At 49.7% G+C, this 16,923-nt stretch carries 18 protein-coding genes, 1 other RNA gene and 1 pseudogene; 12 read left to right on the forward strand and 8 right to left on the reverse strand.

The genetic code is table 11. The features are described 5' to 3' along the window. Together C6Y40_RS22130 and C6Y40_RS22135 are read right to left on the reverse strand one after the other, a co-directional pair. Positions 1 to 978, reverse strand: coding sequence for a KpsF/GutQ family sugar-phosphate isomerase (locus tag C6Y40_RS22130; RefSeq protein ID WP_105936570.1), 978 nt, complete (start codon positions 976 to 978; stop codon positions 1 to 3). After that, on the reverse strand, positions 978 to 1,934 hold the full coding sequence (locus C6Y40_RS22135; RefSeq protein WP_105936585.1) for a calcium/sodium antiporter: 957 nt from the start codon (positions 1,932 to 1,934) through the stop codon (positions 978 to 980). The genes C6Y40_RS22130 and C6Y40_RS22135 overlap by 1 nt, the downstream gene beginning before the upstream one ends. A gap of 648 nt (positions 1,935 to 2,582) precedes the next feature. Here C6Y40_RS22135 and mlaF point away from each other — a divergent pair. The 7 genes from mlaF to murA all read left to right on the forward strand — a co-directional run bounded on the left by mlaF (position 2,583) and on the right by murA (position 7,237). Further along, positions 2,583 to 3,383: a phospholipid ABC transporter ATP-binding protein MlaF gene (gene mlaF / locus C6Y40_RS22140; protein WP_105936586.1), complete on the forward strand. Its 801-nt coding sequence runs from the start codon at positions 2,583 to 2,585 to the stop codon at positions 3,381 to 3,383. Further along, positions 3,380 to 4,156, forward strand: a complete 777-nt coding sequence (gene mlaE / locus C6Y40_RS22145) for a lipid asymmetry maintenance ABC transporter permease subunit MlaE (protein WP_105936571.1) — start codon at positions 3,380 to 3,382, stop codon at positions 4,154 to 4,156. The genes mlaF and mlaE overlap by 4 nt, the downstream gene beginning before the upstream one ends. Before the next feature lie 14 nt (positions 4,157 to 4,170). Further along, on the forward strand, positions 4,171 to 4,641 hold the full coding sequence (mlaD, locus tag C6Y40_RS22150; protein ID WP_105936572.1) for an outer membrane lipid asymmetry maintenance protein MlaD: 471 nt from the start codon (positions 4,171 to 4,173) through the stop codon (positions 4,639 to 4,641). Between the two features lie 101 nt (positions 4,642 to 4,742). Further along, positions 4,743 to 5,381, forward strand: coding sequence for an MlaC/ttg2D family ABC transporter substrate-binding protein (locus C6Y40_RS22155; RefSeq protein ID WP_105936587.1), 639 nt, complete (start codon positions 4,743 to 4,745; stop codon positions 5,379 to 5,381). A 2-nt stretch (positions 5,382 to 5,383) separates the two neighbouring features. Continuing rightward, positions 5,384 to 5,677, forward strand: coding sequence for an STAS domain-containing protein (locus C6Y40_RS22160; RefSeq protein ID WP_240622056.1), 294 nt, complete (start codon positions 5,384 to 5,386; stop codon positions 5,675 to 5,677). A 21-nt stretch (positions 5,678 to 5,698) separates the two neighbouring features. Further along, a complete protein-coding gene (locus tag C6Y40_RS22165; RefSeq protein WP_105936574.1) occupies positions 5,699 to 5,956 on the forward strand; it encodes a BolA family protein in 258 nt (85 codons plus the stop codon). A gap of 18 nt (positions 5,957 to 5,974) precedes the next feature. Then, positions 5,975 to 7,237 carry a UDP-N-acetylglucosamine 1-carboxyvinyltransferase gene (murA, locus tag C6Y40_RS22170; protein ID WP_105936575.1) on the forward strand — a complete coding sequence of 421 codons (1,263 nt, stop codon included), beginning with the start codon at positions 5,975 to 5,977 and terminating at the stop codon, positions 7,235 to 7,237. A 13-nt stretch (positions 7,238 to 7,250) separates the two neighbouring features. Here murA and C6Y40_RS22175 read toward each other — a convergent pair whose 3' ends face one another. From C6Y40_RS22175 to C6Y40_RS22190, 5 genes are all read right to left on the reverse strand, one after another. After that, positions 7,251 to 7,490 carry a hypothetical protein gene (locus C6Y40_RS22175; RefSeq protein ID WP_105936576.1) on the reverse strand — a complete coding sequence of 80 codons (240 nt, stop codon included), beginning with the start codon at positions 7,488 to 7,490 and terminating at the stop codon, positions 7,251 to 7,253. Positions 7,491 to 7,807: 317 nt separating this feature from the next. Further along, the gene (locus C6Y40_RS22180; RefSeq protein ID WP_420836951.1) at positions 7,808 to 8,818 is read right to left on the reverse strand and encodes a trypsin-like peptidase domain-containing protein; all 1,011 of its coding nucleotides are present in this window, start codon (positions 8,816 to 8,818) and stop codon (positions 7,808 to 7,810) included. A 735-nt stretch (positions 8,819 to 9,553) separates the two neighbouring features. Then, positions 9,554 to 9,745, reverse strand: a complete 192-nt coding sequence (locus C6Y40_RS24855) for a hypothetical protein (RefSeq protein ID WP_170308560.1) — start codon at positions 9,743 to 9,745, stop codon at positions 9,554 to 9,556. A gap of 289 nt (positions 9,746 to 10,034) precedes the next feature. Further along, positions 10,035 to 11,402: a DegQ family serine endoprotease gene (locus tag C6Y40_RS22185; RefSeq protein WP_105936578.1), complete on the reverse strand. Its 1,368-nt coding sequence runs from the start codon at positions 11,400 to 11,402 to the stop codon at positions 10,035 to 10,037. Between the two features lie 80 nt (positions 11,403 to 11,482). After that, positions 11,483 to 11,923, reverse strand: a complete 441-nt coding sequence (locus C6Y40_RS22190) for a ZapG family protein (protein WP_105936579.1) — start codon at positions 11,921 to 11,923, stop codon at positions 11,483 to 11,485. A 443-nt stretch (positions 11,924 to 12,366) separates the two neighbouring features. On the opposite strand from C6Y40_RS22190, the gene zapE reads away from it, so the two are divergent. Together zapE and C6Y40_RS22200 are read left to right on the forward strand one after the other, a co-directional pair. Then, the gene (gene zapE / locus C6Y40_RS22195) at positions 12,367 to 13,467 is read left to right on the forward strand and encodes a cell division protein ZapE (protein ID WP_105936580.1); all 1,101 of its coding nucleotides are present in this window, start codon (positions 12,367 to 12,369) and stop codon (positions 13,465 to 13,467) included. 105 nt (positions 13,468 to 13,572) lie between these two features. Next, positions 13,573 to 14,295, forward strand: a complete 723-nt coding sequence (locus C6Y40_RS22200) for a YebC/PmpR family DNA-binding transcriptional regulator (protein WP_105936581.1) — start codon at positions 13,573 to 13,575, stop codon at positions 14,293 to 14,295. 108 nt (positions 14,296 to 14,403) lie between these two features. Here C6Y40_RS22200 and C6Y40_RS22205 read toward each other — a convergent pair whose 3' ends face one another. Continuing rightward, positions 14,404 to 15,312, reverse strand: a complete 909-nt coding sequence (locus C6Y40_RS22205; protein ID WP_105936582.1) for a LysR family transcriptional regulator — start codon at positions 15,310 to 15,312, stop codon at positions 14,404 to 14,406. 110 nt (positions 15,313 to 15,422) lie between these two features. Here C6Y40_RS22205 and C6Y40_RS22210 point away from each other — a divergent pair, with 110 nt between their 5' ends. The 3 genes and pseudogenes from C6Y40_RS22210 to C6Y40_RS25060 all read left to right on the forward strand — a co-directional run. After that, positions 15,423 to 16,127: a pirin family protein gene (locus C6Y40_RS22210; protein WP_105936583.1), complete on the forward strand. Its 705-nt coding sequence runs from the start codon at positions 15,423 to 15,425 to the stop codon at positions 16,125 to 16,127. A gap of 40 nt (positions 16,128 to 16,167) precedes the next feature. Then, positions 16,168 to 16,525, forward strand: an RNA gene (gene rnpB, locus C6Y40_RS22215) — RNase P RNA component class A. Between the two features lie 135 nt (positions 16,526 to 16,660). Next, positions 16,661 to 16,923: pseudogene (locus C6Y40_RS25060) on the forward strand (IS4 family transposase); the annotation flags it as partial.

A 16,923-nucleotide genomic window follows, 5' to 3' on the forward strand; every position in this document is an offset into this window, starting at 1 on the left:
TTACAGTACTCCGGCTTTTAACAGCATGTGCATGTTAAACGCACCTACTGGCTGGTTGTTTTCATCCACCACTAACAGGGCGCTGATTTTGTATTGTTCCATTAAGTTAAGTGCCTCAACGGCGAGGTCTTCACCGCGGGACGTTTTACAGCCACGGGTCATCACTTCTTCTACGCGGGTAGTATGAATATCCACCCGGGCATCCAGCAGGCGGCGTAAATCGCCGTCGGTAAATACGCCAAGCAGGTTGCGCTGCGTATCGGTAATACCGGTTAGTCCCAGACCCTTGCGGGAGATTTCCAGCAATGCTTCAGACACCGTTGCTTGTTCAGGGACCAGCGGAATTTCATCACCGGTCAGCATAATATCTGCAACAGTGAGTAACAGTTTACGGCCGAGACTGCCGCCTGGGTGCGATAAGGCAAAATCATCGGAGGTAAATCCATTGGCGTCCAGCAGGGCCACCGCCAGGGCATCGCCCATTACCAGCGTCACGGTGGTGCTGGTGGTAGGCGCCAGGCCCAGCGAACAGGCTTCCTGCTCTACGCCAATGTCGAGTACTACGTCTGCATGTTTGCCCAGGGTACTGTCGGCGCGGTTGGTCATGGCTATCACTGGCACATTCAGGCGTTTTACTACGGGCAGCAGGTTGAGTAGCTCACCGGTTTCGCCTGAGTTAGAAATGGCTAGCAGCACATCGTTAGCGCCCAGCATGCCCAAATCGCCGTGATTGGCTTCGCCCGGGTGCATAAAAAATGCCGGTGTACCGGTACTGGCAAGGGTGGCGGCAATTTTATTACCTACATGACCTGATTTACCCATGCCACAGACGACCACCTTGCCCTGACAGTCTTTGAGTATTTCGCAGGCTTTCACAAAGCGCCCATCAAAACGTTCGCACAGCGCGGCAATGGCGGCTTGTTCGATTGCGACAACGCGCCTGGCCGATTCAATAAAGGAAGATTGTTGTGAAGTCATTAGGCAAATAACCAAAACTGATAACCCAGGTAGCAGCCTGCTAGCAGGGCCGCCTCGACACGGTTGATTCGTCGTGTCCCACGGAAATTAAAACTAAACACTAATAATAGCAGGGTCAGTCCCAGCATCACCAGTGCGTCCCGATGTGCGGCATTTTCGTCAAGTATACCCGGCGCAATGAGCCCAGGCATACCGAGTACCGCCAGCAAATTAAAGATGTTCGAGCCGATGACGTTACCCAGGGCGAGGTCGTCTTCGCCTTTCAGCACTCCGGCTACACTGGCCGCCAGTTCCGGCAAACTGGTGCCCAGAGCTATTATGGTTAACCCGATCACCAAATCGCTCATGCCAAAGTACCTGGCGATATGCACGGCGGAGTCTACCATAAACTGGGCGCTCACCGGCAACAGCACTAATCCCATACCTATCCAGAGTACAGCATGTGAGGTTTCCACTGCTTCGGGAATTTCATCGCTGGTTTCATTCATCAGTGGATCGCCCTTATCGACCAGCAAAGAAATCCACGCCATCCCGGCTAACACGAAGATAAACAGCAGAATAAGAATGATGCCTTCCTGTGAGGATAATTCGCCGTCATACAGGAAGTAAACGGCAATCAGGTTGATTACCAGCAGCAATGGGAACTCCCGTTTAAGGGTTGTCGACGATACCAGCAAGGGCTTGATGAGGGCAGTAATACCAAGCACCAGGCCAATATTTGTGATGTTTGAACCCAGCGCATTACCGACTGCGGTGTTTGGATTACCGTTGATAGACGCCACCGCTGAGACCACAATTTCTGGTGCAGACGAACCCATGGCCACAATTGTCAGACCAATCATCATGGGAGATATGCCGATGTTTTTGGCCAGAGCAGAAGCGCCGTAAACAAATTTGTCGGCACTCCAGCTTAATACCGCGAGTCCGGCCAGAAAAATAGCTACCTGAAGTATCACAACAAAACCTGCTTCCATCGAAAGTTGTATTCTCGCAAAAAAATGCGCTTATTCCTATGTTTAGCCTGACAGAAAAACGCGTAAACACGGTCTTATTAAAGGCGGGGCGATATCTACCAGGTGAACTTTATAAGCTTGCGGGGCGTTTTAATGGCAAAAGAGGGAGATTTTTTATGCGGAAGTCGCATCGTCATGGAACGTATGCTTGTGTAGAGTGTCACAGAGTTAGCCGTAATTATAGTTAATAGTAGTTGGCAAGTAACTGATAAAACGCCGAATTAAGCGCTGGGCATAACTGGTTATTAAATATACCTACATGAATGTATGTAATCGGCTTATACTATGGTAGAATCCTTTGCACAGTAATCGGTAGCAGCTTCAGCGAATATTCAGTATCGATTCTACAGCATAGAACAAAGTTATTCGTTAAATAAAACGGAAATTCCGTGCGAATAAGCGGATAATGAAAATCTAATATACTTCGCTGGTGGGCTATATCCTGCAGTGGCTTCGTGATACAAGTTGTAACTTTTTCGGTTTAGGCAGAATAAGCAAACCGACATACAATGAACGCGGAAAAGATAAACCGAGGTCGGGTAGTGTAACCGGACTTCAGGGCTAAGGCCTGCACAGGAAATGCAAAGTAACATGGACTATTTAGTCGACGTAAAAAATATGACCTTTTCCCGTGGGGAGCGCGTTATTTATGACGGCATTTCTCTGCGTGTGCCCAAAGGCAAAATCACTGCTGTGATGGGGCCGAGTGGAATAGGTAAAACCACGTTGCTTAAGCTGATAGGCGGACAACTCATACCTGACGGTGGTGACATTACCTTTGACGGTGAGTCCATCCCGGCAATGAGCCGCAAAGCGCTTTATCATAATCGTCGTCGTATGAGCATGCTGTTCCAGAGTGGCGCATTGTTCACCGACATGACAGTGTTTGATAACGTCGCTTTTCCGCTGCGCGAGCACACTAAATTATCAGAATCGATCATCGCCACTATCGTTGCGCTTAAGCTACAGGCTGTAGGGCTGCGTGGTGCAGCGCAGATGATGCCCAGTGAACTATCCGGCGGTATGGCCCGACGGGCAGCGCTGGCCAGGGCTATCGCGCTGGATCCGGATTTAATTATGTACGATGAGCCATTTGCCGGCCAGGACCCGATTTCCATGGGTGTGCTGGTAAAGCTGATCCGCGAGCTTAACGATGCTCTCAACCTCACCAGTATTGTGGTAACCCACGATGTTACCGAGGTACTGACAATCGCCGATTATATTTATATTCTCGCCGACCAGCGGGTGATAGGAGAAGGCACCGCCGAGCAAATCAAAGGCAGTGATTCAGAGTTGGTACAACAGTTTCTGCAGGGCAAGGCTGATGGTCCGGTACCGTTTCATTACCCGGCAGACGATTTACGCGCAGCATTTTTGGGAGAAAGCGATTGAACTGGATACAACAAACCGGTCGCCACACTCTGGAACGGGTAGCTGCATCTGGCCGGGCTGGTTTAATGCTGTTTGGCGCGCTGTTTGCTGCGCCCAGCCTGAAGAATATACCGCTTACCATCCGCCAGCTGTATGTGGTGGGTGTACAGTCACTGGCGATTATTATTGTGTCAGGCCTGTTTATCGGCATGGTTATGGCTTTGCAGGGCTACACCATTCTCACCGACTACGGAGCTGAAGGCAGTCTGGGCCCCATGGTGGCGCTGTCGCTACTGCGTGAATTAGGGCCGGTGGTAACCGCCCTGTTATTTGCAGGGCGTGCTGGCTCGGCGCTGACCGCCGAAATTGGCTTAATGAAGGCCACTGAACAATTGAGCAGTTTAGAAATGATGGCGGTGGATCCGCTGCGCCGTGTGGTCGCGCCCCGTTTTTGGGCGGGCATGATAGCCATGCCTATGCTGGCACTCATTTTTTCTGCAGTAGGTATACTTGGCGGTCATTTGGTTGGCGTTGACTGGCTGGGCGTTGATGCCGGTAGTTACTGGTCAATTATGCAGGCAACCGTCGATTGGGACAAAGATGTCATAAATGGGGTGATAAAAAGCCTCGTATTTGCCCTGGTTGTGACCTGGATTGCCATATTTAAAGGATATGATTCGATACCAACCTCAGAAGGTATCAGTCAGGCAACCACACAAACCGTGGTGTTTTCGTCATTGGCAGTATTAGGGTTGGACTTCGTGCTCACCGCCCTGATGTTTGGTATTGAATAAGGGGGCTGGGTACGATGAATCGTTATAAAACGGAATTAATGGTAGGTGTGTTTGTCTTAATGACTATCGCAGCCTTGTTACTGCTGGCGTTAAAGGTAGCTAATCAGACGGTGGTAACCGACGGTGATACCTACACCCTGTATGCCAAGTTTGAAAACATTGGTGGCCTGAAAGTACGTTCACCGGTAAAAGTGGGCGGCGTTACCATTGGTCGCGTAAATGCAATCAAGCTGGATAAAGACGATTACAGTCCGGTCGTTGAGTTAACTATCCAGAGTGAATACAACGAGTTTCCGGAAACCAGTTCGGCGTCAATTTTGACCTCTGGTTTACTCGGCGAACAATATATTGGTTTTGAACCCGGATTTACCATCGATGGGGTTGAGAATCTGGCTGAAGGTGACTATATCGAGGACACCAGTTCAGCGTTAGTGCTGGAAGAACTGATTGGTCAGTTCCTGTTCAGCCGCAATAGTGAAGAATAGTGACAATAAGCCGGTCTTTACAAATAAGTATCGCATCGCATTGTGAGGTTAGGAGAGAGAAGTTGAAAGCAAAATTAGCCGCATTTTTTACATTACTGGTGATGGTTGTCCTGCCGGTAAGTGCTCAGGATTCTTTGCCAGAGGTTAACACCCAGGACCCGTATAAAATGGTGGAGCAGGTTGGCAACCGCACCTTTGAGCGGATCAAGGCGTCGAAAGACGATATTACCGCTAATCCGGAAATCTTGCGCGATATCATGGAGCAGGAGCTGCTACCTTATATTGATTATCAGTACAGTGCTTTTAAAGTGCTGGGCAAGCATCTGGATATGAAGAAAACCGATCGCGAGACACTGATTGAATATATTCGTGTGTTCCGTCAGTACCTGGTAACCAGCTATGCCGATGCACTGAGCTACTACGACGATCAGGAAGTGGTATTCGCCCCGGCTGAAGAGTTCGATGGCGATAAAAATGTTACTGTCCGGGCGTTGATCCGCGACGGTGACCGCCCTGATATTAAAGTGGCTTTTAAAGTGCGTAAAAGCGGTAAAGCTGACGAGTGGAAAGCTTACGACATGGTTGCCGAAGGTATCAGCATGCTGCAAAACGAAATAAAGCAGTATGAACCGGTAATGCGTACCGAAGGTATTGAAAAAGTAATCGAAATCATGCGCGAGCGCATCGCTAAGCCTATCCAGCTGAAATCACTGGATGGCAGTACCCGTGAGGCAGATTAATAGTGGCCGATAAACAAACCATCAAGCTCAACGGCGCTCTGGATCGTCAGACCCTGAGTCAGGAATGGTGGTCTTCGCTGGGCAATAGTGAACAGCAGCGCCTGCGCGCTGCTAAACATTGCGAACTGGACTTTCAGGATGTGCAGCGAGTCGACAGTGCCGGCCTTGCATGGACACTTAATGCCATTCGTGAGGGAAATGCACAGGGGGTGAAAATTACCTTGTGCAACCTGCCGGAAAAAATGCTTAAATTGGCAAAAATCAGCGAACTCGACGACGTATTGCCGGTCGGGTAAAAACCATACTGCCGGAGAGTCATGGACACTAAAGAAATAGAAAGCTTACTGAAAGAAAAACTCGACTTAGCCGAAGTTTATGTCAAAGGTGACGGCTCACACTTTACCGTAATTGCGGTGAGCGATGCCTTTGCAGAAATGAGCCGGGTGAAACGCCAGCAAGCGGTATACGCTCCTTTAAACGCATTCATTGCCGATGGTTCAATGCATGCTGTATCGATTAAAACCTTTACTGAAAAAGACTGGCAGCGCGAGCGTCAGTTTAATATGCCGCAATAACCCACGCAGGATTCACCAGTGGATAAACTCATTATTAAAAAAAGTCCGCCGTTGAATGGCGAAGTGGTTATTTCTGGCGCTAAAAACGCCGCCTTGCCATTATTAATGACCAGCTTGCTAACGGCACAGCCCTGCAGGTACAGCAACGTTCCTCAACTTAAAGATATCAGCACCACGCTGGCGCTGTTGAAAGACTTAGGCGTAGGCGTAGAGCAACAGGACACCAATACCGTACTGTTGCATGCTGCTGAACTTTCCAGTGATACCGCTTCTTATGAATTAGTTCGTACTATGCGCGCATCCATTCTGGTGCTCGGCCCGCTGCTGGCCAGATTAGGCACGGCCAATGTGTCTTTACCCGGTGGCTGTGCCATTGGTGCCAGACCGGTTAACCTGCACCTGGAAGGCCTGGAAAAAATGGGCGCGGTTATCAATGTGGATGAAGGTTATGTACGTGCCAGTGTTGATGGCCGCCTGAAAGGCGCGCGTATCTTTATGGATATCGTGAGTGTGGGGGCTACCGAAAACCTGATGATGGCCGCGGCACTGGCCGATGGCGAAACGGTTATCGAAAATGCCGCCCGGGAGCCGGAAATTGTTGATCTGGCCAACTGCCTGAACAGCATGGGCGCACGTATCTCCGGCGCCGGTACCGATAAGATTCGAATTCATGGTGTTGAAGCTCTAAACGGCTGCGACTACGCGGTATTACCGGATCGCATTGAAACCGGTACCTATCTGGTTGCCGCGGCAGTAACCGGTGGCCATGTTAAATGCTTAAATGCGGCTCCAGAAACGCTTGATGCTGTGCTATCCAAACTGCAACAGGCCGGGGCAGTGATTACCACCGGTAAAGACTGGATTGAGCTGGACCGTAGTAACACGCCGTTAACTGCGGTAAAAGTAAAAACCGCGCCTCACCCGGGCTTTCCTACCGACATGCAGGCCCAGTTTGTGGCGCTTAATGCCGTTGCAAAAGGCACCGGCGTGATTACCGAAACCATCTTTGAAAACCGTTTTATGCACGTGCCTGAGTTACAGCGCATGGGCGCGGAAATTGCACTGGAAACCAACAGTGCGGTAAGTAAAGGTGAGTCTTCGTTGAAGGGCGCGCCGGTAATGGCAACCGACCTCAGAGCTTCAGCCAGTCTGATCATTGCCGGACTTGTCGCAGAGGGCGAAACCCATATCAGCCGCATTTATCACCTGGATCGTGGCTATGAAGCCATCGAGCACAAACTGGGCGGTTTAGGCGCAGTGGTATCGCGGGTTAGCGAATAACCTGCGTTATCTGCTAGTCACACCGGCCATTAGCGGCCAGAATATTTCGTACCCGCTGTTCGTCAAAATGAATCCCATGTTTGTCGAGAGCGGGTAGGAAATCATCCAGAGAAGCCCCCGTGATCGCACCAGGAAATGCCTTTTCAACATTTTGCCGGGCAATATGCAGCGACAGGTGGTTGTTACCTTCCGCAAGAAGAAATTGTGCCACCATACCCATTTCTGCGCCGCGTCGGATCACATTTGAGACCATATTGATCGCTTCGGGTGTGCCCAACTGCCATTCACTGATAATGGCTATAGAGGCAAAGTGATTAAGACCTTGCTCGTGGCGGAATCGGGATACGTCGCGAATATAATCTGCCGCACATTTCTCCGATCAGGTGCCACGAAAAAACAACAACAACAGGTTACCGCTGATATGAATGGAGTAACTCCCGTATTTAAGGCTTGGGCTGGAGTCGACCCTGGTAATCACTTCTACCATTAAAATTGTTCCTGAACTGCAGATCCATTACCTCAATAATAGATGAGTAATTCAAAAACAGCGTAAGTTTTTTTAGTAAAAGACTACTGAAGCTGTAGTTCTGCCACCGTCACCTGAATGGTAAACAGGCTGGCATTACGGCTGACTTCCAGCTCCAGCACGGTGCCAGGTTGGGTTTCCGCTATCATATCCAGCGCTTTAGAGGCACTTTCGAGGCGAATACCATCAATTGACATAATTATGTCGCCCGGGCGTAAACCGGCCTGAGCGGCGGGCGAATTGGCAGCTACTGCTTTTACCTCAATGCCGGGGCCGCCGCGTAACTCTTCACCGATAAAACCTAACTGGCCACGAGTCACTTTGCCATTGGTGATAATCGATTCCATCACCCGTACCGCCAGCTCGTAAGGAACCGCGAAGTTGATACCGTCGACGATGTAGGTGCCACGACGTTCATCACGGACCTGGAAATTAGCGTTGGTAATGCCCACCAGGTAGCCGTTGCTGTCGACCAGTGCGCCACCAGAGTTACCCTGATTAAGTACCGCATCGGTCTGAATAAAGTCAACGTAGCTGTTGGAAAGACCAGTTCTGCCGGCGCGGCTCACAATGCCCTGGGTAATGGTCTGACCGAGGTTGTAAGGGTTACCAATGGCCATTACCACATCACCAACGCGTAAATCCGGCTCTTCTAACTGGGGGATAACATGCAGGTTGTTTTCGTTCACCTTTAGCACGGCTAAATCGGTAAGCTGATCGGAACCGATTATTTGCGCTTCGGCAACCCGGTTATCCTGCAACGCCACAAAAATACTATTGGCGTCTTTAATTACGTGATGGCAGGTAAGAATATAGCCTGATTCGGTCATAATGACGCCAGAGCCCAAACTGGTACGTTGCCGCGCCTGATTATAATAATTGGGATTGTTCTCAATACTCACGCTGTAGATGTTAACTACGGCAGGAGCGGAGCGACTCAGGGCTGGATAATAAGTTTCCCGCTTGGCACTTTGTGGCGTTTGCGCTAACCAACTGGTGCCAAAGCCGGTACCCTGGCGTAAATCCGGCACCAGAAACAGGATCAGTAAAGCCACAACCAGTCCTAAAAAGACTGAACGAAAAATATATGAAAAGAGTTGTCTGCTCGCCACGTTAATTCTTATTCTGCTTGACGTTGGGCCTGCCACAACCCAGAGAGATTGATAATAATAACAAGCATAACATTTTCGTCAGGAAGGTTATAAGTAGTTTTGCCAAACAACTGCTGTTATCCGTATTAACGTTTCTATTAACCCGTTATTCCGGTAATCCAAACTACCTCTGTTATGCCGGAATATTTCAAAGAAAATATCCGGGATCTCCTGAACAGTTTTGCTCACTCAAAAGGATATTTACGGGTAGCCAGGTAGTTAAGGAGATACCGGCTCGGGGGCCGGTATGACGGGGTATATTGGCAACATAGGTAATCTCCGCATTTTGTCGGGGTGCCGACAGCACCCAAAGGGGAGGTGGCTCCCCTTTGGAAACCTGCCAGTTCTTAAATCGCGAAAAGCGTACTGTCAATGGGCAGGTAAAACCTATCGACCAGAGAGGGCGTCCTGCCCTCGCTGGCCGGAGTCGTCATCCATGACGCCTCTACGCTTTTACTGGTTCTGCCCATTTCCAGTATCTCGCGATAACAAGAACCAAAGGAAAAGCCCAAAACGCGCTGACGCGCTCGTTATTGCCATCATCCAATACTCCGTCATCCCGGAATTTTCGCAGAAATTATCCGGGATCTCCTGAACAGTTTTACTCATTCAAAAGGATATTTACCGGTAGTCAGGCGGTTAGGGAGATACCGGCTCGGTGGCCGGTATGACAGAAATAAAAGTCGTCATCCACACATGCACCTCCTCCGTCATCCACACATGCACCTCCTCCGTCATCCACACATGCATCTCCTCCGTCATCCACACATGCATCTCCTCCGTCATCCCCGCATGCTCTTGAGCGGGGATCTCCTGAACAGTTTTACTCATTCAAAAGGATATTTACGGGTAGTAAGGCGGTTAGGGAGATACCGGCTCGGTGGCCGGTATGACAGAAATAAAAGTCGTCATCCACACATGCACCTCCTCGGTCATCCCCGCATGCTCTTGAGCGGGGATCTTCTGAACAGCTTTGCTCATTCAAAAGGATATTCACGGGTAGTCAGATAGTTAAGGAGATACCGGCTCGAATGCCTGTATGTCTTTATTTTTTAGGCCGGAATGACGGTGATGTTTGAAGGCGGCACTGAGGCCGCCTTTCATCAATAGTAAAGGTGAATTACTGGCGAATAACCACGTACAGTGAGGCATTACCACGACGGACGTTCATAGCGATAACACCTTTAGTGTTTTCGATAGCGTCACGGAATTCCATCACGTTGGTTACCCGTTGGCGACCTACTGCTAACACTACGTCTTCTTCACGCAGGCCAATACGCAGTGCTGGAGAACCTTCAGCAATTTCGCTAACCAGTACCCCTGCATTACCGTCGGCATCTTCGCCATTGATAAGTGTTGCACCTTGCAGCGCTGGATGGATTTGCTCGGCAACTACTTCGTTTTGTGTTGCATCATCCAGAATAACATCCAGCTCCAGTGTTTCACCTTTGCGGATCACTGTTAGCTCTACTTCAGCGCCTGCGCCCATGCTGGCAATTTTGGCACGTAATTCAGCAAAGCTGCGCAGTTCTTTGTCATTTACCGCTACAATGATGTCACCAGCCTTAACACCGCCTTTGTCGGCGGCAGAGTCGGGCTGTACTTCACTAACGAATGCGCCCTTGTTCACTTCTGAATTCATGGCTTCGGCCAGGCCCTGGTCTACATTACTGCCCAGAATTCCCAATAAGCCGCGGCGAACTTCACCAAACTCAGCGATTTGATCCACCAGGCTCTTCATCATATTGGCCGGAATCGCAAAGCCGATACCAACGTTGCCGCCATTAGGACCAAAGATTGCGGTGTTAATACCGACCAGCTCACCGTGCAGGTTAACCAGTGCGCCACCCGAGTTACCGCGGTTGATAGCAGCGTCGGTTTGAATGAAGTCTTCATAACCACCGATGTTCAGGCCGGAACGCCCAAGCGCACTCACAATACCTGAGGTGACTGTTTGCGACAGACCAAACGGGTTACCAATGGCTACCACAAAATCGCCTACCCGGGCTTTGTCTGAATCGGCCAGAGGCAGGGCGGTGAGGTCATCCGGATCAATTTTTAACAGGGCTACGTCGCTCTGCTCATCGGCACCTAGTTTCTTAGCCGTAAACTCACGACCATCGGTTAGCTTTACGGTAATTTCATCCGCGTTAGCTACCACGTGGGCGTTTGTTACAACATACCCCTTGTCCGCATCAATAATAACGCCAGAACCCAAACCCCGGAACGGGCGCTCCTGAGCTTGCTCTGAAGGCCCGCCGAAAAAGTAACGGAACATTTCCGGCACCTGCTGGCGTGAGGTTTGAGTACCTTCCACGGCGATGCTCACTACCGCAGGCATCGCTTCTTCCAGCATAGGCGCCAGGGTTGGCACTTCTTGTTTGCTGTCACTAAAAAAGGGAAGAGCAGCTTGCGTGGATACCGACATACCTAATGTACTGGTAACCACCGCTGATACCAACACAAGCTTTCGAAAAGACTTATTCATAGACACATACACTCCTAGTCTCATTGCGAATCGCAATTTCCTAACCACAGACTGTATATTTGCCTGAAAAGTTCCGCGGGTTATTTTTTCTCTTCGGCAGATGGCACAGTATTGCCGACGAATAACCCCGAACTGTGGTTAGCAAAATCCAGTGGCTGGGTATCGCTGTTCGCGTTCGGTTTAACCTTTTCCGCACCTTTAATGTTGTTCCGTAAATAGGCTGTGGTGTGTTCGCCAAAAAACGGGACCGCCGGCGCAGCGTCTGAATCCGTGGTTTCAAGCAGGTCTTCGTATTCAGATAAACTCTGTTTAAGGCCATTACATTGTTTTTCAATAGCCTCGATGGATTGTTTTACCTGAAAAATATGGTGCTGCGACTGCTGTGCGAGCAATTCCTTAATGGCCTTTTCTGCGGCCTCGTTGGCTTTCACTGCCCCCTCTTTGGTGTACATAAACCGGGCAACAAAAAAACCAATTATTAAACCAATTGCCAGCATCGCTAAGGGGATAACCACTTCCATTATTTTCTCCAATGTAACTGTTAACCGGAAAGTCCTGACAGGTTTTATCAGGGCTTACCGCTGCCAAACTTCGACAGTAGACGCGTAGTATGCTGCATACTATGCATAACTCAGACTATAGCAAGAGCTAACACACTTTGCGCTGACTTATTGTGGCAAAATGTGTCGTAAGAGGCCTTTTTCGGGCAACTTTCCAGGCCATATGAGTTCCATCTATCGCACTATCCGTTGCTTTATACGGTGTTGCGTTGGTGTTAGTGCAAATTTAAGGCATAATAGCGCTCCATTCAGGGCTGAGACGCCCAACCAGTCAGTGTGGCAAAACACTGAGTAGTGCTGGCAAGTTAACATCACTCATGTGTTTATCCCTGTCAGTGCAATGTTGATGGTCTGCTACCGGGCCTTTTGTGAACAAATCAGTCTCTACAGGAGAATAGCAGGCGATGACGCCTTGGGAAAAATATCAGCAAGACCTGACTCGCGATGACTTTAAGCACGATCCGGCCCAGGAAAACGCCGTACGTGAACTTCAGCGCTTGTACGAAGATTTGCTTAGTCAGCCCGCTTCACAAGGTGGCTTTGCCAGTAAGATAAAGTCGTTGTTTGGTGGCAAACCGGCCGCAACGGCGGTGCAGGGCATTTATTTTTACGGTGGCGTTGGCCGCGGTAAAACCTACCTGGTGGACACCTTCTTTCAGTGCCTGCCTTTCGAAAACAAAATGCGGGTGCATTTTCACCGCTTTATGCACCGTGTGCATGAAGAGCTCAAGCTGTTGGGCGGCAAACAGGATCCGCTAGATACCATTGCTGCCAAACTGGCCAGCGAAACGCGGATCATTTGTTTTGATGAGTTTTTCGTTTCTGACATTACCGATGCGATGATCCTGGGTACCCTGATGGAAGCCCTATTCGCCCAGGGTATTGTGCTGGTGGCGACCTCTAACATCGTACCCGATGAGTTATATCGCAACGGTTTACAGCGAGCGCGGTTCCTGCCGGCCATTGCGCTGATCAACAAACACTGTAATGTGGTGAATGTTGATAGTGGCGTGGATTATCGGTTGCGTACCCTCAAACAGGCTGAGATCTACCATTATCCGCTGGATGAGCTGGCTCTGGTAAACCTCAATAACTACTTTGTCCAGCTCGCCCACAGTGAAGGTGATCAGGATGCCACCATTGAGGTGAACCATCGCACCCTGCAAACCCTGCGGGATTCCGACAGCGTATTAATGATAGACTTTAAAGTGCTGTGCGAAGGCCCGCGCAGCCAGTCTGATTACATTGAACTGAGCCGTTGTTACCATACCGTATTGCTGGCTAACGTGAAGCAAATGGGTCAGGGGAATGATGACGTTGCCCGCCGCTTTATTGCCATGGTTGATGAGTTTTACGAGCGGCATGTTAAGCTTATCATGTCGGCAGAAGTTGCTCTGGAAGACCTCTACACCGAAGGCATGCTCAATTTTGAGTTTAAACGGTGCCTGAGCCGCTTGCAGGAAATGCAGTCCCATGAATATTTGGGCAGAGAACACTTACCTTAAATTATAAAAGTCGTTAAAATCGGGGCATTAGCCCTGTATAAATGCATTCGCCAGCCTGGGCGCAGTGCGTAGCGACCAAGCTGGAAACAACAAGAGATACCTAAGATGGGAAGAGCATTCGAAGTAAGAAAAAACGCCATGGCCAAAACGGCTGGCGCCAAAACCAAAGTCTATTCTAAATACGGTAAAGAAATTTACGTATGTGCTAAAAACGGCGGCCCGGATCCGGATACCAACCTGTCGCTGAAACGCCTGATGGAAAAAGCTAAAAAAGACCAGGTGCCCAGCCACGTTATCGAAAAAGCCATTGATAAAGCTGCCGGTGGCGCAGGTGAAGATTTTGTGCCGGCACGTTACGAAGGCTTTGGCCCGGGTAACTGCATGGTGATCGTGGACTGCCTTACCGACAACAACAACCGTACCATTACTGATGTGCGTAACTGCTTTACCAAAACCGGGGCTAAAATTGGTGCCCAGGGTGCCGTAGCGCACATGTTTGAGCATCAGGCGATTTTCATTTTTGCCGGTGACGACGAAGACGAAATCCTCGAAATTCTGATGGAAGCCGATGTAGACGTTACGGATGTAGAGTGCGAAGACGGCAAAATCTCGGTGTATGCGCCACACACTGAGTTTTATAAAGTAAAAACTGCGCTAACCGACGCCAAGCCCGATCTGGAATTTGAAGCGGAAGAAATCAGCTTTATTCCACAAACAGAGGTCGAAATCAGCGAAGATGACATGCCCATGTTCGAGAAGTTCATGGAAATGCTTAACGACTGTGACGACGTTCAGGACGTTTATCACAACGCCATTACTCCTAATTAATTGGCTGGCGGGCTGCCAGCCCGCCCAAAGCTATAAAAGCACACATTGGCGAATACCCGTTGTGTGCTTTTTTATTGTCAGCTTCAATACGTTATCAAACCGCCACAGCTAACCTTCCAGTAAAAATTCAGCGTCTTCAAAGGCCGTTTGAATATACTTTACAAACACACTCAGGCGCATGGCCATATGGCGATTAGGCGCATACAGTAATGAAATTAATAACGGCGCAGGTTGCCAGGCCTGAAGTACCGGCACCAGTTGCCCTTTTGCTATGGCCTCACCCACAATAAACGTAGGTAGCAGCGCTAAGCCCATGCCTTTTATCGCCGCCTGCTTTAACACATCACCATTATTGGAACTCAGTACTCCATTGATGCGCACCCTTTGCGATTTGTTATGGTATAGCAGATCCCAGTAATTGCCATGCACCAGGTTGCCATATTGCAGGCATGGTAGTTCTTTTAAATCATTCGGCGAACCTGGCGTACCGTAGCGTTGCAGAAATTCCGGAGCTGCGCACAGGCAACGAGAGGTATAGGTAATATCATGCTCAATCAGCGCCGGATTGTTTTCTGGCGGGCCGATGCGTAGCGTCATATCAAACTGGTTCGACAGCGGATCGCGCTTTTCATCGGAGAGGTCCAGTTGCACCTGAATTTGCGGATACGCTTGCATAAAATCCAGCACCACCGGCGTGAGGTGGGTGAGGCCAAACGACATCGGTGCGTTTATTTTAATGGTACCGGAGAGGGATTGCTGATTGTCCTGTAGCTGTAACTCCGCGTCATCGAGATTTTCCAGCACTGGCAGGATATTGGCCAGATAGGCTTGCCCGGCATGGGTTAAATCCACTTTGCGGGTGGTGCGATTAAATAAACTCACTTCAAGGCTATCTTCCAGCCATACCACCTGGCGGTTTATTTGTGACCGGGACAAGCCCATTTGCCGGGCGGCACCGGCGAAGCTGCCCTGACGAGCAACGTTAATAAAAGCACGCATAGCACCAAGCTTATCCATTGTTTCACCCTTTATTGTTGCATTTCATGCGACAGTGTATCTTTATTTGTTATTATTGTCCTGCCTTTTGATGTTGATAAGATGGTCATATCAACATTAAGGAGCCTGTTATGGAAATTCGTAAAGCGGCCGAAAGAGGCCAGGTTAATTTAGGTTGGCTACAGTCACAGCACTCATTCTCGTTTGGGCACTACTACGATGAACGCTTTATGGGCCATGGCCCGCTGCGTGTTATCAATCAGGACGTGGTGCAGCCTGGCGGTGGCTTTGGTGAGCATGGTCACGCCAACATGGAAATCATCTCTTATGTACTGAGCGGTGAACTGGCGCATAAAGACAGTGAAGGCAATGAATCGGTGATCCGCCCCGGTGATGTGCAAAAAATGACAGCCGGAACCGGCATTCGCCACAGCGAGTTTAACCACAGTAAACAGTCGCTGGTACAGTTTCTGCAAATCTGGGTAGTGCCTGACCAGGTCAATGTAGCACCGGGTTATGTGCAAAAGCACTTTGCCGGGTTATTAGAGCCGGCTGAGGCTCCAACGCTGATATTCTCGCCATATGGCGAAGGTGAATCACTGCGGATCTATCAGGATGTCAGTGTGCTGGCCGGTAAACTGGTTAATGATAGCCACTGGCAGTATGCGGGTAACCAAAACCGGATCGGCTGGTTACAAGTAGTAGAAGGCAGTGCGCAGGTCAATGGCGAAACCGTTTCAGCCGGTGATGGGGTTGCCTTTGTTGCCGGCGAGGCAGTTGAGGTGAGCAAGACTAACGATTTGCAAATCCTCTATTTTGATCTGCCGGCGAAATAAGCCATGGCGTGAGGTGGCGAACTTAGCTACAATGCGCGCCGGAGTTGGCCAGGCAATCGCCGCTTTCGCAAGAAAGGGGAGGAAAGTCCGGGCTCCACAGGGCAGGGTGCCAGATAACGTCTGGGCGGCGCGAGCCGACGACCAGTGCAGCAGAGAGTAAACCGCCTAAGCGCTTCGGCGCCGGTAAGGGTGAAAGGGTGCGGTAAGAGCGCACCGCGCAACTGGCAACAGTTTGTGGCACGGTAAACTCCACCCGGAGCAAGACCAAATAGGCCTCCTATACGTGCGGCCCGCACGGGAGGCGGGTAGGTTGCTTGAGCCAGTGAGCGATTGCTGGCCTAGAGGAATGATTGCCACTCGTAAGAGAACAGAACCCGGCTTATGGCCCAACTCCACCTCCTATAATCAAGGGGTCAGAGTCTGAGGTATCCCCACAAATAATAATGCAATATCAATAAGATAAAAAAAGATAGGAACATTCATGACGTTTGGTGATCAGATCAATCGCCAAAAATCACCGAGACCAAACTGCCATGAATGCCCTATCTATTGTGAACAATGTCATATCGCTTGTCAGCTATAAAATGCATAAAGCGCGTCGGGATGTGGTAACGGCGTGCGTGAAAAGCCTTCTTCATGGAAGCGCAGCAAGCGTAACGAGTATTGGTCGTGGGATTAGTACTAAAGCTTATGAAAAACATCGGATTAAACGTGCCGACCGCTTGCTTTCAAACCCGCATTTATTAAGTGAAACACCGTTTATCTATGCATCTATTTGCCAACTATTTTGTGGCAG

The organism is Marisediminitalea alba, from assembly GCF_002993365.1.
In the GTDB taxonomy this organism is placed as follows: Bacteria; Pseudomonadota; Gammaproteobacteria; order Enterobacterales; family Alteromonadaceae; genus Alteromonas; species Alteromonas alba.

Excerpts from the sequence above, each read along its gene's own strand:
- C6Y40_RS22190 (WP_105936579.1), bottom strand. The coding sequence starts at position 11,923 with ATGGAAGTGGTTATCCCCTTAGCGATGCTGGCAATTGGTTTAATAATT.
- C6Y40_RS22205 (WP_105936582.1), bottom strand. The coding sequence starts at position 15,312 with ATGGATAAGCTTGGTGCTATGCGTGCTTTTATTAACGTTGCTCGTCAG.
- zapE (WP_105936580.1), top strand. The coding sequence starts at position 12,367 with ATGACGCCTTGGGAAAAATATCAGCAAGACCTGACTCGCGATGACTTT.
- mlaF (WP_105936586.1), top strand. The coding sequence starts at position 2,583 with ATGGACTATTTAGTCGACGTAAAAAATATGACCTTTTCCCGTGGGGAG.
- C6Y40_RS22210 (WP_105936583.1), top strand. The coding sequence starts at position 15,423 with ATGGAAATTCGTAAAGCGGCCGAAAGAGGCCAGGTTAATTTAGGTTGG.
- C6Y40_RS22200 (WP_105936581.1), top strand. The coding sequence starts at position 13,573 with ATGGGAAGAGCATTCGAAGTAAGAAAAAACGCCATGGCCAAAACGGCT.
- mlaD (WP_105936572.1), top strand. The coding sequence starts at position 4,171 with ATGAATCGTTATAAAACGGAATTAATGGTAGGTGTGTTTGTCTTAATG.
- C6Y40_RS22165 (WP_105936574.1), top strand. The coding sequence starts at position 5,699 with ATGGACACTAAAGAAATAGAAAGCTTACTGAAAGAAAAACTCGACTTA.
- C6Y40_RS22175 (WP_105936576.1), bottom strand. The coding sequence starts at position 7,490 with ATGGTCTCAAATGTGATCCGACGCGGCGCAGAAATGGGTATGGTGGCA.
- C6Y40_RS22155 (WP_105936587.1), top strand. The coding sequence starts at position 4,743 with ATGGTTGTCCTGCCGGTAAGTGCTCAGGATTCTTTGCCAGAGGTTAAC.
- C6Y40_RS24855 (WP_170308560.1), bottom strand. The coding sequence starts at position 9,745 with ATGAGTAAAACTGTTCAGGAGATCCCCGCTCAAGAGCATGCGGGGATG.
- C6Y40_RS22130 (WP_105936570.1), bottom strand. The coding sequence starts at position 978 with ATGACTTCACAACAATCTTCCTTTATTGAATCGGCCAGGCGCGTTGTC.
- C6Y40_RS22185 (WP_105936578.1), bottom strand. The coding sequence starts at position 11,402 with ATGAATAAGTCTTTTCGAAAGCTTGTGTTGGTATCAGCGGTGGTTACC.